At 56.3% G+C, this 16,993-nt stretch carries 14 protein-coding genes and 1 tRNA gene; all 15 read left to right on the top strand.

Translation table 11 applies throughout. From position 1 onward, the window contains the following. The coding region (gene tuf / locus ET418_RS17950; protein WP_149309322.1) for an elongation factor Tu at positions 1-987 on the top strand (987 nt) is incomplete at its 5' end. Between the two features lie 63 nt (positions 988-1,050). Next, complete coding sequence (gene rpmG / locus ET418_RS17945; protein WP_149209879.1) at positions 1,051-1,200, top strand: 50S ribosomal protein L33; 150 nt, start codon at positions 1,051-1,053, stop codon at positions 1,198-1,200. Positions 1,201-1,221: 21 nt separating this feature from the next. Continuing rightward, a tRNA-Trp gene (locus ET418_RS17940) sits at positions 1,222-1,298 on the top strand. A gap of 89 nt (positions 1,299-1,387) precedes the next feature. Next, complete coding sequence (secE, locus tag ET418_RS17935) at positions 1,388-1,570, top strand: preprotein translocase subunit SecE (RefSeq protein ID WP_149209880.1); 183 nt, start codon at positions 1,388-1,390, stop codon at positions 1,568-1,570. Between the two features lie 10 nt (positions 1,571-1,580). After that, a complete protein-coding gene (gene nusG, locus ET418_RS17930) occupies positions 1,581-2,108 on the top strand; it encodes a transcription termination/antitermination protein NusG (RefSeq protein WP_149310017.1) in 528 nt (175 codons plus the stop codon). 57 nt (positions 2,109-2,165) lie between these two features. Then, positions 2,166-2,588, top strand: a complete 423-nt coding sequence (gene rplK, locus ET418_RS17925) for a 50S ribosomal protein L11 (RefSeq protein WP_149209882.1) — start codon at positions 2,166-2,168, stop codon at positions 2,586-2,588. 43 nt (positions 2,589-2,631) lie between these two features. After that, the gene (gene rplA / locus ET418_RS17920) at positions 2,632-3,333 is read left to right on the top strand and encodes a 50S ribosomal protein L1 (RefSeq protein ID WP_149310015.1); all 702 of its coding nucleotides are present in this window, start codon (positions 2,632-2,634) and stop codon (positions 3,331-3,333) included. A gap of 174 nt (positions 3,334-3,507) precedes the next feature. Continuing rightward, entirely contained in the window at positions 3,508-4,032 is a 525-nt protein-coding gene (gene rplJ / locus ET418_RS17915) for a 50S ribosomal protein L10 (protein WP_149310013.1), read from the top strand. 50 nt (positions 4,033-4,082) lie between these two features. Then, the gene (gene rplL / locus ET418_RS17910) at positions 4,083-4,463 is read left to right on the top strand and encodes a 50S ribosomal protein L7/L12 (protein WP_149310011.1); all 381 of its coding nucleotides are present in this window, start codon (positions 4,083-4,085) and stop codon (positions 4,461-4,463) included. A 155-nt stretch (positions 4,464-4,618) separates the two neighbouring features. Next, a complete protein-coding gene (gene rpoB, locus ET418_RS17905; protein WP_149310009.1) occupies positions 4,619-9,118 on the top strand; it encodes a DNA-directed RNA polymerase subunit beta in 4,500 nt (1,499 codons plus the stop codon). 69 nt (positions 9,119-9,187) lie between these two features. Next, the gene (rpoC, locus tag ET418_RS17900) at positions 9,188-13,405 is read left to right on the top strand and encodes a DNA-directed RNA polymerase subunit beta' (protein ID WP_149310007.1); all 4,218 of its coding nucleotides are present in this window, start codon (positions 9,188-9,190) and stop codon (positions 13,403-13,405) included. A gap of 456 nt (positions 13,406-13,861) precedes the next feature. Further along, positions 13,862-14,233 carry a 30S ribosomal protein S12 gene (gene rpsL, locus ET418_RS17895; protein WP_149209888.1) on the top strand — a complete coding sequence of 124 codons (372 nt, stop codon included), beginning with the start codon at positions 13,862-13,864 and terminating at the stop codon, positions 14,231-14,233. 31 nt (positions 14,234-14,264) lie between these two features. Continuing rightward, entirely contained in the window at positions 14,265-14,735 is a 471-nt protein-coding gene (gene rpsG, locus ET418_RS17890) for a 30S ribosomal protein S7 (RefSeq protein ID WP_149310005.1), read from the top strand. A 33-nt stretch (positions 14,736-14,768) separates the two neighbouring features. Then, positions 14,769-16,847, top strand: coding sequence for an elongation factor G (fusA, locus tag ET418_RS17885; protein WP_149310003.1), 2,079 nt, complete (start codon positions 14,769-14,771; stop codon positions 16,845-16,847). A 37-nt stretch (positions 16,848-16,884) separates the two neighbouring features. Next, a partial coding sequence (locus ET418_RS18700; RefSeq protein ID WP_149306083.1) for a GTP-binding protein occupies positions 16,885-16,993 on the top strand: 109 nt, incomplete at its 3' end.

The following is a 16,993-nucleotide window of genomic DNA, read 5'->3' as shown; positions in this document are numbered from 1 at the left end:
GAATACGAGACCGACAAGCGTCACTATGCCCACGTTGACTGCCCGGGCCATGCCGACTACGTCAAGAACATGATCACGGGAGCTGCGCAGATGGATGGCGCCATCCTGGTCGTGTCCGCCGCTGACGGCCCCATGCCCCAGACCCGTGAGCACATCCTGCTTGCCCGTCAGGTAGGCGTTCCCTACATCGTCGTCTTCCTGAACAAGGCGGACATGGTGGACGACGCCGAGTTGCTGGAACTGGTTGAGCTTGAGATTCGCGAGCTTCTGTCCAGCTACGACTTCCCGGGTGACGATATTCCCATCATCAAAGGTTCGGCCCTCCAGGCGCTGAACGGCGAGAAGGGCGAACTGGCCGAGCCGGCCATCATCGCCCTGATGGACGCAGTCGATGCCTACATCCCCAATCCCGAGCGTGCCATCGACAAGCCGTTTTTGATGCCTGTCGAAGACGTCTTCTCCATCTCCGGTCGCGGTACCGTTGCCACCGGTCGTGTTGAGCGCGGTATCGTCAAGGTCGGCGAAGAGGTCGAGATCGTCGGCATCAAAGCCACCGCCAAGACCACGGTAACCGGCGTTGAGATGTTCCGCAAACTGCTGGACGAAGGTCGTGCCGGCGACAACATCGGCGCCCTGCTGCGCGGTGTCAAGCGTGAAGACATCGAGCGCGGCCAAGTACTTGCCAAGCCGGGCAGCATCACTCCGCACACCAAGTTCAAGGCCGAAGCCTACGTTCTGACCAAGGAAGAGGGTGGTCGTCATACCCCGTTCTTCAACGGGTATCGTCCCCAGTTCTACTTCCGCACCACGGACGTGACCGGCGTAGCCGAACTTCCTGCTGGTATTGAGATGGTCATGCCTGGCGACAACGTTGCCATGACCGTGAAACTGATCACCCCGATCGCCATGGACGAAGGTTTGCGTTTCGCCATCCGCGAAGGTGGCCGTACCGTTGGCGCCGGCGTCGTCAGCTCGATTATTGAATAATTTTCCGAACGCCGCTGCGGTCATCTCTGGCCGCAGCGGCGTCACTGTTAAAGGAATAGTCAAATGAGAGACATAATTACCCTTTCCTGCACCGAGTGTAAGCAAAAGAATTACACAACCACCAAAAACAAGAGAACCAAGCCTGAAAAACTCGAGTTCAGCAAGTACTGCCGTTTTTGTCGTAAACACACTCCTCACAAGGAATCCAAATAATCGTTGTTTTTTCGGGCGTGCAGGCCAGTAGCTCTAACGGCTAGAGCGCCGGTCTCCAAAACCGGATGTTGGGGGTTCGAATCCCTCCTGGCCTGCCATTTTTCCCATCAGCGTTCAGCAAGCGGGAAGGCGCCACCGAAAGTGGCGTGACACCAAAGACGGTTTGTCGGTCACGACAGGAGCTCACGTGCAAAACGTAAAAACATTTCTCGAATCGGTTAAGATTGAGCTAGGTAAGGTTACCTGGCCAACCCGTAAGGAAACTGTGGCCACAACCGGAGTTGTGGTGGTCATCATCTTTCTTATCTCGATTTACCTGGGGGCTTGCGATATCGTCCTGGCCAAGCTGATGCGGCTTATACTGGGATAAAGGATTTATTATGTCCAAAAAGTGGTACGGGGTTCACACCTATTCAGGTTTTGAAAATAAAGTCAGGCTGAACCTGACTGAGCGCATAAAGAACGAGGGCGTGGAGGAACTTTTCGAAGAGATTCTGATCCCTTCCGAAACCGTCGTTGAATTGAAAAAAGGTGAAAAGAAGACCTCTTCCCGCAAGTTTTTTCCCGGGTATATCCTCGTCAAGATGGAGTTGACCGACGAGACGTGGCACATCGTCAAGGAAACAGCCAAGGTTACCGGTTTTGTTGGTGGCAATACGCCGTTTCCCATTAGTGATGAAGAAGTGAACAAGATTTCCCGCCGGATGGAAGAGGGCGCCGAAAAACCGCGGCCGAAGGTGCAGTTTGAAGTCGGCGAGACCGTCAGGGTCGTGGATGGTCCTTTCCTCAATTTCTCCGGTATTGTTGAAGACGTCAAACCGGATAAGGGCAAGTTGCGCGTCACGGTTACGATTTTCGGCCGGGCGACCCCGGTTGAGTTGGAATTCATGCAGGTGGAAAAGAATTAATCCGCGAACAAGCGTCATAATAGAGAAACGGCATTTGTCACACAAAGGAGCACCATAATGGCAAAGAAGATCACAGGTTATATCAAGCTGCAGGTACCCGCTGGCAAGGCTAATCCCTCACCTCCCATCGGGCCGGCGCTTGGCCAGCACGGCGTCAACATCATGGAATTCTGCAAGGCGTTCAACGCCAAGACCCAGGCGGATGAGGGCACCATTACTCCGGTTGTCATCACGGTCTATGCCGACCGTTCCTTCACGTTCATCACCAAGACGCCTCCGGTCCCTGTCCTGATCAAGAAGGCTTTGGGCATTGCGAGCGGTTCCGCCGTTCCCAATAAGACCAAAGTCGGCAAACTGACCAAGGCGCAGGTCGAAGAGATCGCCAAAAAGAAGATGCCGGACCTCAACGCCGCTTCCGTGGAAGCCGCCATGAGAACCGTTGAAGGGACTGCCCGCTCCATGGGCGTCGATATCGTCTAGTCACGGGTTTATATATTTAAAAGAACCAGAGAGAGGTTGTATCATGTCGAAGAACGCGAAAAAGCATGCGGCGGCGATGTCTCAGATAGACAGAACCAAGGTGTATCCCCTTGGGGCTGCCCTTGATGTTGTCAAGCAAACCGCCTATGTCAAATTTGACGAAACCGTCGATCTCGCCGTGAAGCTGGGCGTTGATCCTCGCCATGCCGATCAGATGGTCCGTGGGGCGGTTGTGTTGCCCAATGGTCTGGGCAAGAATGTGCGTGTTCTCGTGTTTGCCAAAGGGGAAAAGGAAAAAGAGGCCCTCGATGCAGGCGCAGACTACGTCGGTTCCGACGACCTGGTGGCGAAGATCCAGGCGGGGTGGTTTGAGTTCGACACCGCCATTGCCACACCGGACATGATGGGTGTGGTCGGCAAGATCGGCAAGCTGCTCGGTCCCCGCGGCCTGATGCCGAACCCCAAGGTCGGCACCGTCACATTCGAGATCGGGAAAGCGGTAAAAGAGTGCAAGGCCGGTAAGGTCGAGTTCCGCGTCGAGAAGGCCGGCATCGTCCACGCCCCGGTAGGGAAGGTTTCCTTCGACGCCGAAAGCCTCAAAGGCAATGTGCTGGCGCTCATCGAAGCTCTGGTCAAGGCCAAGCCTTCCGCCGCCAAAGGCACCTATATCAAGAAGATTTCCCTCTCCTCCACCATGGGGGCCGGGATTAACCTCGATATCAGCGAAGTGACGGCACAGATCTAGTCGTCCCGCTGTAGCGGTTTAGCAGCCAAAGTCAAAGACAGCAGGTGCACGCACAGCTTAATCCGGTGATGCGGCCGGACCTGCCGAGACTTGGGTAACGTAAGGTTCACTCCTTGCGCTTCCTGACTTTGGCCGGGGCTTCGCCCCAGATACCAAAAGAAAGGAGGAAGTCGCTTGAACAAGAATAGCAAGCAGGAACTGGTAACCGAGATGCATGAGCGGCTCACACGAGCCAAGGCGGTTTTTTTGGCCGATTTCCGCGGCATGAGCGTGGGACAGGCCACCAGCCTTCGTAACGAATTGCGCGGCGCATCCGTTGAGTACAAGGTATTCAAGAATACCCTGCTCGACCTTGCCGCCAAGGGTACGGAAGCCGAACCGCTTAGCCCCTACCTGGCAGGACCGACCGCCGTCGCCATCACGTATGACGATCCGGTCAGCGCCGCCAAGGTGCTCAGCAAATTCGCCAAGGACCCTCTGGGCAAATTTGTCCTGAAGGCCGGCGTTCTTTCCGGTAAGTTGCTGGATGTGAAACAGATCCAGGCATTGGCAGAGTTGCCCTCGCGTGAAGTTCTCATCGCCAAGATGCTGGGTTCCATGCAGGCGCCCGCCACCAACTTTGTTGGCGTGCTCGCGGCACTGCCGAGCTCACTGGTTCGCGCCCTGGACGCCATTCGCGCCCAGAAAGCCGGAAACTAACCACTCTATTCACCACTACGCTACATTAAACCTATCGGAGGACTATTTACATGGCTATCACCAAGGAAGAAGTAATCAGCTTTATCGAAAATATGACCGTTCTGGAACTTTCCGAACTTGTTAAAGAACTCGAAGACAAATTCGGCGTGTCCGCTGCCGCTCCGGTTGCCGTTGCCGCTGCTGCCGGCCCTGCTGCCTCCGCTGAGCCTGCTGAAGAAAAAACCGAATTCGACGTTGTTCTCAAGGCTGCCGGCGCCAACAAGATCAATGTCATCAAGGTTGTCCGCGCACTGACCAGCCTCGGTCTGAAAGAAGCCAAAGACCTGGTTGACGGCGCTCCCGGCACCGTGAAAACCGGCGTTTCCAAGCAGGAAGCCGAAGAAGCCAAAAAACAGCTGGTTGAAGCCGGCGCCGAAGTAGAGATCAAATAGTACGCCGTACTTTTATAGAAATGTAAGCCAAGGTCGCCTTGAGCGGCCTTGGCTTGTGCTGTTTCAGCAAATCCCCTCCCGTTCTGGTAGTCTGTAAATCCGGCTGGTTGCCTGTATGGCCGGATGTCTTGATGATACTCGCCAAAGGAGAAGCTATGGCTTATTCGATCGCCAATAACCACTTGTTGCGTAAAAACTTTGCCAAGATTAAAAATATCATTGATATTCCCAATCTGATTGACATACAAAAAAACTCCTACCACCGTTTCCTGCAACAGGAGGTTTCACCCGAATCCCGGAAAAGCATCGGCCTCGAAGCCGTTTTCAGAAGCGTGTTCCCCATCAAGGACTTCAGCGAAAGTGCATCGTTGGAGTACGTTTCCTATACCCTCAACAAGCCGAAATATGATGTGGAAGAGTGTCATCAACGCGGGATGACCTTTGCTGCGCCCATGAAGGTCAAGGTGCGCCTGGTCATCTGGGAATCCGGCAAGGAAACCGGCGTCAGGGCGATCAAGGATATCAAGGAGCAGGAGGTCTACTTCGGCGAAATTCCGTTGATGACCGATAACGGGACGTTCATCATCAACGGCACGGAGCGTGTCATTGTCAGCCAGCTGCACCGCTCCCCCGGCGTTTTTTACGATCATGACAAGGGCAAGACCCACTCCAGCGGCAAAGTTCTCTACTCGGCAAGGGTGATCCCGTACCGCGGATCATGGCTTGATTTCGAGTTTGATCATAAAGACATTCTCTATGTACGTATCGACCGTCGGCGCAAGATGCCGGCAACGGTACTGCTCAAAGCACTCGGCTATTCAGTTGAGCAGCTGCTCAACTATTACTACAACAGTGAAGAGATTTTCGTCAACGGCGAGTCCCTCTCCAAGAGTATCGATCCCGAGCTGCTCACCCTGCAGAAGTCCACGGTGGATGTGGTTGACCCCAAAAACGGCGAGGTAATCGTCAAGGCCAATCGCAAATACACCAAGGCCTCCATCAAGAAGCTGTTCGAGCACGGCATCAAAACCGTTCCGGTTGCCGCTGACGGCGTCATCGGCCGCTATGCATCGGCGGACGTTATCGACCCTGCCACCGGCGAAATCCTCGTGGAGTGCAACGAGGAAGTGACCGCCGCCAAATTCGACGAGATCGTGGCCCGGGGCGTTCATAGTTTCAGCGTGCTCTTCATCGATAACCTGCACATCACCTCGTCGTTTCGCGACACCCTGCTGATCGACAAGGTGAGCAGCACCGATGAAGCTCTGATCGAAATATACCGCCGCCTGCGTCCGGGCGACCCCCCAACCCTGAAGAGTTCCCTGGCGCTGTTCGACAACCTGTTCTTCAACCCGGAACGGTATGATCTGTCCGCCGTGGGGCGCCTCAAGCTGAATTACAAGCTTGGCCTGAAGGTGTGGCCGGATTGTACGGTTCTCAACGCCCCCAGCATGCTGACCGTTGAAGACTTCCTGAATCCCCAGGAGCTTGTGTCCCGTCTTGCCAAGGGTGAGGATCAGTTCTCCCAGTACCTGATGATGAAACTCCCCGCGGAACTGGTCAAGACGCTCAAGAAGTGCGACCTCTCCCAGCCGGTGCCCGAAAAGCTGGCGGAGCAGTTGGTTCAGGAGTTCAACAACCTCTTCAAGGACCACGACTTCTTCCAAAAGGATGTTTTCGCCCCCCTGGCCCTCAGCGCAGCGACCGTCAAGCTGTCCGAACTGATCGATCAGGGCGTGTTTGACGAAAACCGCCGTGCCATTGAGATTCTGCGCCGCAACCGGATGCTCTTCGAGGATCTGTACGCCGACCTCATCGCCGCGTCGTCCAAGAATGACATCCTGGAGATCGTCCGTTACCTGATCGACCTGAAAAACGGCCGCGGTACCATCGACGACATCGACCACCTGGGCAACCGCCGAGTGCGCGCCGTGGGCGAACTTCTGGAGAACCAGTACCGCATCGGCCTGGTGCGCATGGAACGCGCCATCAAGGAGCGCATGAGCCTGCAAGAGGTGGAAAACCTCATGCCCCACGACCTGATCAACTCCAAACCGGTTTCGGCCGTGGTCAAGGAGTTCTTCGGTTCGTCCCAGCTCTCCCAATTCATGGACCAGACGAACCCGCTGTCCGAGGTTACCCACAAACGCCGTCTTTCGGCCCTCGGACCAGGCGGTCTGACCCGTGAGCGTGCCGGCTTCGAAGTCCGCGACGTTCACCCGACCCACTACGGCCGCGTCTGCCCGATCGAAACGCCTGAAGGTCCGAACATCGGCCTGATCGCGTCCCTCTCCACCTATGCCCGCATCAACGAGCACGGCTTTGTGGAAACCCCGTACCGCATCGTTGAGGACAGCAAGCTGACGAGCGAAGTCCGTTTCTTCTCCGCGTTGGAGGAGGAAGGGCATGCCATCGCCCAGGCCAACGCCGAGGTGGACAAAAACGGCCGTTTCGTCAACGACTATGTCACGGCCCGTAAGAGCGGCGAGTTCATCCTGGTGCATCGGGAAGAGATCGAGCTGATGGACGTGGCTCCCAAACAGTTGGTGTCGGTCGCCGCCGCGTTGATTCCGTTTCTGGAAAACGACGACGCCAACCGCGCTCTGATGGGTTCCAACATGCAGCGTCAGGCTGTGCCGCTGCTGCGGGCCGATTCTCCCCTGGTCGGCACCGGCATGGAACGGATCGTGGCCAAGGACTCCGGGGTCTCCGTTATTGCCCGTCATAAGGGTGAGGTGGAATCGGTCGACGCCTCCCGCATCGTCATCAAGATCGATGACGATGAGCTCGATGAAACCGGCACCGGCGTCGATATCTACAACATGATCAAGTTTGCCCGCTCCAACCAGAACACCTGCATCAATAACAGGCCGGTGGTCAAGGTGGGGGATAAGATAAAGCGTGGCGACGTCATCGCCGACGGCCCTTCCACAGACATGGGCGAACTGGCCTTGGGACAGAACATCGTCGTGGCTTTCATGCCGTGGGGCGGCTACAACTACGAAGACTCCATCCTGGTCTCCGAGAAGATGGTGAAAGAGGACCGCTACACCTCGATCCATATTGAAGAGTTTGAATGCGTCGCCCGCGATACCAAACTGGGTAAGGAGGAGATCACTGCCGATATCCCCAACCTGGGTGAAGAAACCCTCCAGGATCTGGACGAATCCGGCATTATCCGCATTGGTGCCGAGGTGCGGCCGGGCGACATCCTGGTGGGCAAGATCACCCCCAAGGGCGAAACCCAACTCTCTCCCGAGGAAAAACTGCTGCGCGCCATCTTCGGCGAAAAGGCCGGCGATGTCCGTGATACCTCCCTGACCGTACCCCCGGGTGTGGAAGGGACCGTCATCGGCGCCAAGATCTTCTCCCGCAAGGGGAACGACAAGGATGCCCGTACCGAACTGATCGAGAAGGCGGAGGAGAACAAACTCCGCAAGGATGAGCAGGACGAGATCCGCATCATCCGCGATTCGGCAGTCGGCAAGCTCAAACGCCTCCTGGTGGGCAAGACCCTGGCGGTCAAGCTTGAAGACGGGGAGGGGATGCTGATCCTGGCCAAGGGCAAGAAGATCACCGAAGAAACCCTCGACGGTGTGTCGATGGAACGCTGGGCAGGCATCTCCGTCAGCGACGAAGGGGATACGGATGAGAAGGTAAGCCAGGTACTGGATACCTTGAACCGCCAGATCGACCTGATTCACAACGTCTTTGACGATAAGATACAGAAGCTCAAACGTGGCGACGATCTGCCGCCGGGCGTGATCAAGATGGTCAAGGTCTACATCGCCATCAAGCGCAAGCTGCAGGTCGGTGACAAGATGGCCGGTCGCCACGGTAACAAAGGTGTCGTTTCCCGCATCCTGCCCGAAGAGGATATGCCGTATATGGAAGACGGCCGGCCGGTGGAGATCGTTCTCAACCCCCTGGGCGTTCCTTCCCGTATGAACGTCGGCCAGATCATCGAAACCCATCTGGGATGGGCAGCCAAGGGCATAGGCTGGAAGATTGAGGAGATGCTCCAGAAGCACCTCTCTGAGGACAATCTGAAGGCATATCTCAGGGACGTGTACGACGACACGGATTTCACCCACTTCATCGATACCCTTGACCAGGAGGAGTTGCTGAAGGTCTGCCGCCGCCTCCAACGGGGTATCCCCATGGCGTCGCCGGTCTTCGAGGGCGCTTCGGAGAATAAGATCAAGGGGATGCTGAAAAAGGCCGGGTTCCATTCTTCCGGCCAGGTAACACTCTTCGACGGCCGCACCGGCGACCCGTTCAAGCATAAGGTAACTGTCGGCGTGATGTACTTCCTAAAACTGCATCACTTGGTTGACGACAAGATCCACGCCCGGTCCATCGGACCCTACAGTTTGGTTACCCAGCAGCCGCTGGGTGGCAAGGCTCAGTTCGGCGGGCAGAGACTGGGTGAGATGGAGGTCTGGGCAATGGAGGCCTACGGCGCTTCCTATGCGCTCCAGGAATTCCTTACGGTCAAGTCGGATGATGTCTCCGGCCGCACGCGGATGTATGAAGCCATCGTCAAGGGCAAACACACCCTTGAACCGGGCTTGCCGGAATCCTTCAACGTCCTCATCAAGGAACTCCAATCCCTCTGTCTTGACGTGGAACTGCTTGAAGGGGACGAGGAATAATTACAGAGACCTTCGTAGACAGCCGGCCCGGCGTCGTCGCGGAGCTTCAGAATAACGGAGGAGAGCAACGTGGAAGATTATTTCAGTTTTTTCGATAAACCAAAAGATCCACTCCACTTTTCAGCTATACGGATATCGGTGTCGTCACCCGAGAAGATTCGGGAACGTTCCCACGGCGAGGTCAAGAAGCCGGAAACGATCAATTACCGCACCTTCAAACCGGAGCGGGACGGTCTGTTCTGCGCCAAAATCTTCGGTCCCACCAAGGACTACGAGTGCAACTGCGGTAAGTACAAGCGCATGAAACATCGCGGCATCATCTGCGAAAAGTGCGGCGTTGAGGTCATCCCCTCCAAGGTGCGCCGGGAGCGGCTGGGTCATATCGACCTCGCCACCCCGGTGGCCCATATCTGGTTCCTCAAGTCGTTGCCGTCCCGTATCGGCAACCTGCTGGACATCACCCTCAAGGACCTTGAGAAGGTCCTGTATTTCGAGGCGTTCGTCATCAGCGATCCCAAGAACACGCCGATGCAGTTCTGCGAGGTGATGTCGGAGGAAAAATACATCAAGGCCCAGCAGGAATACGGCACCGACGCCTTCGAAGGCGGCATGGGGGCCGAGGCCATCCGCAACTGCCTCCGCTCGCTCGATCTGGACGAACTGGCGGTGTCGCTCCGTTCCGAGATGATGGAGTCCACCAGCGAAGCGAAACGTAAAAAGACCGCCAAGCGCCTCAAGGTTGTGGAAGCGTTCAAGTCCTCGGGCAACAAGCCGGAATGGATGATTCTGGAATGCATCCCGGTTCTTCCGCCGGAACTGCGCCCCCTGGTGCCGCTGGATGGCGGACGGTTCGCCACCTCCGACCTGAACGACCTGTACCGCAGGGTTATCAACCGTAACAACCGCCTCAAGCGCCTCTGCGAATTGCAGGCGCCGGAGGTGATCATCCGCAACGAGAAGAGGATGCTCCAGGAAGCGGTGGACGCGCTGTTCGACAACGGCCGCCGTGGCCGCGCCATTGCCGGCCCCAACAAACGTCCTCTGAAATCCCTGTCCGACATGCTCAAGGGCAAGTCGGGCCGTTTCCGCCAGAATCTCTTGGGTAAGCGCGTCGACTATTCCGGCCGTTCGGTTATCGTCGTTGGTCCGGAACTGCGGCTGCACCAGTGCGGCCTGCCGAAGAAGATGGCCCTGGAGTTGTTCAAACCCTTTATCTATAACAAGCTGGAAGAGCGCGGCTATGTAACCACCATCAAGAGCGCCAAGAAGATGGTGGAGAAGGAACGCCCCGAGGTGTGGGACGTGCTGGAGGAGGTCATCAAGGAACACCCGGTGATGCTCAACCGCGCCCCGACCCTGCACCGCCTCGGTATCCAGGCATTTGAACCGGTGCTCATCGAGGGCAAGGCCATTCAACTGCACCCGTTGGTCTGTACCGCTTTCAACGCCGACTTCGACGGCGACCAGATGGCCGTGCATCTCCCCCTCTCCATCGAGAGCCAGGTGGAGGCCCGCGTCCTGATGATGTCCACCAACAACATCCTGTCGCCGGCACATGGCAAGCCGATCATCGTTCCGTCGCAGGACATGGTTCTCGGCGCCTATTACATGACCCGCGATCGCCTGTACGAGCCCGATCCCGACGACGAGACCGGCCGCGCCAAGATCGATCCGGCCACCGGCAAGATGATCTACCGCAAGGTCAAGGGGACCGGCAAGATCTTCTCGTCGCCCGACGAGGTGCGCATCGCTTTTGATGCCGGTGAGGTCGATATGCAGGCCAAGGTTCGCGTGCGGATGAAAAACTTTGTAAGCGACGAAAAACCGCAATTGATCGATACCACCATCGGGCGGGTCATCATGCGGGAGATCCTGCCGCCCCAGGTGCCGTTCAGCGCGATCAACAAGGTGCTCAACAAGAAGGAATTGTCCAATCTTGTGGATACCTGTTACCGCCTGGCCGACAGCAAGGAGACCGTTATCCTTGCCGACCGCCTCAAGGAGATCGGCTTCCGCTACGCCAACCTGGCCGGCATCTCCATCTGTCTGGACGACATGGTCATCCCGGAAGGGAAGGCTGCCATCATCACCAAGGCCGAGGATGAGGTCAAGGAGATTCAGAACCAGTACACCGAGGGTCTGATCACCGACGGCGAACGCTACAACAAGGTTATCGATATCTGGGCCAAAGCGACTGAAGACATCGCCAAGGAGATGCTGGACAACCTCTCCAAGGAAAACTTCATCGTCGATGGGGAAGAGATCAAGGAGTCATCTTTCAACGCCATCCACATGATGGCCGATTCAGGTGCCCGTGGTTCCGCCCAGCAGATCCGCCAGTTGGCCGGTATGCGTGGTTTGATGGCCAAGCCTTCCGGCGAGATCATCGAAACCCCCATTACCGCCAACTTCCGCGAAGGGCTGACGGTTCTCCAGTATTTCATCTCGACCCACGGCGCCCGCAAAGGTTTGGCCGATACGGCGCTCAAAACCGCCAACTCCGGTTATCTTACCCGCCGTCTGGTGGATGTGGCCCAGGACGCCATCATTACCGAGGACGACTGCGGCACTCTGGACGGTCTGATCGTCTCATCCCTGACCGAGGGAGGCGAGGTTATCGAGCATATCGGTGACCGTATCCTGGGGCGCGTGGCCCTGGACGATATTTTGGACCCGGTTACGGGCGACGTGCTGGTGGAGGCCAACCAGGAGATCGACGAAAGCCTGGTCAATCGGATCGAGGACGCAGGCCTGGAGAAGGTCAAGATCCGTTCCGTGCTCACCTGTCAGAGCCGCCGGGGTATTTGCGCCAAGTGTTACGGGCGCGACTTGGCCCGCGGCCATATCGTCAATATGGGCGAGGCGGTCGGCGTCATTGCCGCCCAGTCCATCGGCGAGCCGGGTACCCAGCTGACCATGCGTACCTTCCATATCGGTGGTACCGCTTCCCGTCATGCCGAGCAGACCTCCCTGGAGGCCCGCACCGATGGTTCGCTCAAGTTCATCAACGTCAATTCGGTTGTGAACAACGAGGGACATCATATCGTCATGAACCGTAACGGCGAGATCGCCGTTATCGACGAAACCGGCCGCGAACGCGAGAAATACACGGTCGTGTACGGCGCCAAGATCAGGATCGCTCCGGGCGGAGCCGTACAACAGGGCGCCACGTTGGCCGAGTGGGACCCCTACACCATGCCGATCCTCACTGAAGTGGCCGGTAAGGTCAAGTTCGGCGATATCCAGGAAGGCGTTACCATTGAGGAACAACTGGACGAAGTGACCGGTCTCTCCCGCAAGGTCATCATCGAGACCAAGGATTCGGACAAGCGTCCGCGCATCGCCATCAAGGACACTGCCGGCGACGGCAGCGGGACCATCGGCCGCTACTTCCTGCCGGTGGGCGCCAATATCTACGTCCAGGAAGATGCCTTGGTCAGCGCCGGCGACATCATCGCCAAGATCCCCCGCGAGACGACCAAGACCAAGGACATCACCGGTGGTCTGCCGCGCGTCGCCGAGTTGTTCGAGGCGCGCAAGCCCAAGGACTTCGCGGTTATCTCCGAGATCGACGGGCGGGTTACCTTCGGCAAGGATGCCAAGGGCAAACGTAAGGTTGTCGTTACTCCCGAGGTCGGCGAACCGAAGGAGTACCTGATCCCCAAAGGCAAGCATATCAGCGTCCACGAAGGAGATCATGTGCGTGCCGGCGAGGCGCTCATGGACGGTTCTTCGAACCCCCACGATATTCTGCGCGTGCTCGGCGTCAAGGAGCTGGCCAAGTACCTGGTGGACGAAGTCCAAGAGGTCTACCGTCTCCAGGGCGTCAAGATCAACGACAAGCATATCGAGACCATCGTGCGCCAGATGTTGCGACGGGTGCGTATCAAAGAGGTCGGCGACACCAATCTGCTGGTTGATGATCAGGTGGAGCGCTGGGTCTTTGAAGACGAAAACGAAAAGGTCTTTACCGAGGGCAAACGTCCGGCCATCGCCGAACCGCTGCTGTTGGGCATTACCAAGGCATCGCTCTCCACCGAGTCGTTCATCTCGGCGGCTTCCTTCCAGGAAACGACCAAGGTTCTTACCCAGGCCGCCATTGAAGGGAAGGTCGACTACCTGCGCGGCCTGAAGGAGAACGTCATCATGGGCCGTCTCATCCCGGCAGGAACGGGACTGGCGCGCTATCGCCATCTCCGCCTGCAGGCAGACGCACAGATGCAGGAGGCGTCGCAACAGGAAGAACAAGCGCTGGATGCGGCTGAGGATGAACAGGAAGCTGCGTAACTGATTGATAGTATTGTGGTTGAACGGGGAGGGCGGCATGCCGGTTATGCCTCCCTCCCCCCAGGCCAAAATAAATAAAGAAATTGTTTTTTTTAGTTGACAGACACCCTCTGAATGTTGTAAATATACGGACCATTTGAGTTCGCCCATGTAACTGGGTTCAGCGCAATAGCCATGAATGGAGCTGTCGGTAAATTCCGACCCTACACCTATTCCATTCCCTTTCGCTTATTGTCACGCGCGCTGGATTGGCGACTCGATACCAAAACCATCAGTGTGTTTTTTGCTTGTCGACTGCGCAGGCGTCTTTGCTTGTGTGTTGTGTCTTGTTTTTTTTGAGAAGCGGGCATAATTGGGTTGACAGTGGCATTTAAAATTTGTTAGTTTCGCAATTCGCCTCTTGATGGGGTGAATCTATGTGTCTGGATATTTTTGCGCTGGGAGAATAATGCGACTATGCCAACGATTAATCAGTTGATTCGTGAGGGCAGGGAAAAGAAAAAGGACAAGTCGACGGCGCCTGCGCTGAAGTGCTGTCCTCAGAAGCGTGGTGTTTGCACGAGGGTTTATACGACTACCCCGAAGAAGCCGAACTCGGCTCTTCGTAAGGTTGCCAGGGTTCGTCTGACCAATGGGATTGAGGTTACCTCGTATATTCCTGGTGTCGGCCACAATCTTCAGGAGCACTCCGTTGTCCTGATTCGTGGCGGCAGGGTCAAGGACCTTCCTGGTGTTCGTTATCACATCGTTCGTGGTACTCTTGACTCGGTTGGCGTGAAGGACCGTAAGAAGAGTCGCTCCAAGTATGGGGCCAAACGGCCGAAATAGATATTTGACCTGATTTGTTGAGGGGATAGATATGCCAAGAAGAAGAGAAGTACCCAAAAGAATTATCCTGCCGGACCCTAAATACAGTGACAAGGTCGTTGCCAAGCTTATCAACACGCTGATGCTGGGCGGCAAGAAAAGTGTTGCCGAGTCGATTCTGTATGGTGCGCTTGAGTTGGTTGCCGAGCGGAGCAACGATGAAGCTATCAAGGTGCTCAAAAAGAGCCTTGATAACATCAAGCCGATGCTGGAAGTTAAATCGCGCCGTGTTGGTGGCTCTACCTATCAGGTGCCCATCGAGGTCCGTCCGGACCGTCGCATGTCTCTGGCTATGCGCTGGTTGATCAAGTACTCGACCGCTCGCAGTGAGAAGACCATGAAGGACAAGCTGGCCGGCGAGATTCTCGACGCCTACAACAACAGGGGTGCCGCCGTCAAGAAGCGTGAGGATGTTCATAAAATGGCTGAGGCCAACCGCGCTTTCGCTCATTATCGTTGGTAATTATCAGGCAGTATTACTTTTTTGGAGGATTCTGTGCCCCGCTTATCGCCACTTGAAAATTATAGAAATATCGGGATTATGGCTCACATTGACGCCGGCAAAACGACGACGACCGAGCGTATCCTTTACTATACCGGTGTTTCGCACAAAATTGGTGAAGTGCACGAGGGTACTGCCACCATGGACTGGATGGAGCAGGAGCAGGAGCGTGGCATTACGATCACCTCTGCTGCAACCACCTGTGCATGGAAGGATTGCCATATAAATATCATCGACACCCCGGGCCATGTGGACTTCACCATTGAGGTCGAGCGTTCCCTTCGTGTTCTGGATGGTGCTGTGGCGGTTTTTTGCTCGGTCGGTGGCGTTGAGCCCCAGTCCGAAACGGTTTGGCGCCAGGCTGACAAGTATCATGTGCCGCGTATCGCCTTCATCAACAAGATGGACCGTGTCGGTGCGGACTTCTTCCGCGGCGTGCAGATGATTAAGGATCGGCTCAAGGCTAATCCGATTCCGATTCAGCTCCCGGTCGGCAAGGAAGAGCATTTCAAGGGTGTCATCGACCTGGTCACCATGAAGGCCATCATCTGGGAAGAAGAGGCCCTGGGTGCCAAATTCCACGAGGAAGAAATTCCGGCCGAGCTGCTTGAAGAGGCCAAGGAATATCGTGAGAAGATGATCGAGGAAATCTCCAGCCACGACGATGTGCTCATGGAGAAATATCTGAGCGGCGAAGCGCTGACCGAGGCCGAGATCAAGGCCGCCATCCGTTCTTGCACCATTAACATCCAGATCTGCCCGGTCATCTGTGGCTCGTCTTTCAAAAACAAGGGCGTGCAGAACCTGCTTGACGCAGTTGTGGACTACATGCCTTCTCCGCTGGATATTCCCGCCATCAAGGGTGTCGATGTGGACAGCGGCGAAGAGGTAGAGCGCAAGGCTGCGGACAGCGAACCGTTTTCCGCCCTGGGCTTCAAGATTATGACCGACCCCTTTGTCGGTCAACTGACCTTCTTCCGCGTTTACTCCGGTGTGGTTACCGCTGGATCGTACATCTACAACTCGACCAAAGGCAAAAAGGAGCGCCTTGGCCGTATCCTGAAGATGCATGCCAACAAGCGTGAAGAGATCAAAGAGGTCTATGCCGGTGATATCGCCGCCGCAGTCGGCCTGAAATATACCACTACCGGCGACACCCTCTGCAATGAGGACAAACAGGTTATTCTTGAGTCCATCGAGTTCCCTGAGCCGGTTATCTCCATCGCCATCGAGCCCAAGACCAAGGCCGATCAGGAAAAGCTGGGCGTCAGTCTCGCCAAGCTCGCCAGCGAAGACCCTTCCTTCCGCGTTAAAACCGACGAGGAAACCGGTCAGACTATCATCTCCGGCATGGGCGAGCTGCATCTCGAGATCATCGTAGACCGCCTGATGCGTGAGTTCAAGGTCGAGGCCAACGTGGGTAAACCCCAGGTTGCCTACCGCGAAACCGTCACCAAGAAGGTCAAGGTCCAAGGCAAGTTTGTCCGCCAGTCCGGTGGTCGCGGTCAGTACGGCGATGTCTGGCTGGAGATCGAACCTCAGGAAGCGGGCAAAGGTTTTGAGTTCGTCGATGCCATCAAGGGTGGCGTCGTACCCCGTGAATACATCCCTGCCGTTGGCAAGGGCGTTTTAGAGGCAACCGATAACGGTGTCCTTGCTGGTTTCCCGGTCGTGGACGTCAAGATCACTTTGGTCGACGGTTCCTACCACGAGGTCGACTCCTCGGAAATGGCCTTTAAGATCGCCGGTTCCATGGGCTTTAAAGAAGGCTGCGCCAAGGCTGGTCCCATCATTCTTGAGCCGATCATGTCGGTAGAGGTCGTTGTCCCCGAAGAGTACATGGGTGATGTTATCGGCGACCTCAACTCCAAGCGCGGACGCATCATGGGTATGGATTCCCGTGCCGGCGCCCAGGTCGTGACCGCCATGGTGCCGCTGGCATCCATGTTCGGCTACTCCACGGACCTGCGTTCCGCTACCCAGGGACGCGCCACCTACACCATGACATTCGATCATTACGAACCGGTGCCTAAGTCGGTTGCAGACGATATAGTTGCAAAAGTAAAAGGTTAATCAAGCTAACAACACTTTTTGAGGAGGGCCTGTTATCATGGCGAAGGCTAAATTCGAGCGTAACAAACCGCATGTAAACATCGGCACGATAGGTCACGTTGACCACGGCAAGACCACGTTGACCGCCGCTATCACGAAGGTATTGG

The sequence above is a fragment of the Oryzomonas rubra genome, from assembly GCF_008369015.1.
GTDB lineage: Bacteria > Desulfobacterota > Desulfuromonadia > Geobacterales > Pseudopelobacteraceae > Oryzomonas > Oryzomonas japonica.
The sequence above is the reverse complement of the archived record's forward strand: the minus strand, read 5'-3'. Positions and strand labels throughout refer to the sequence as shown.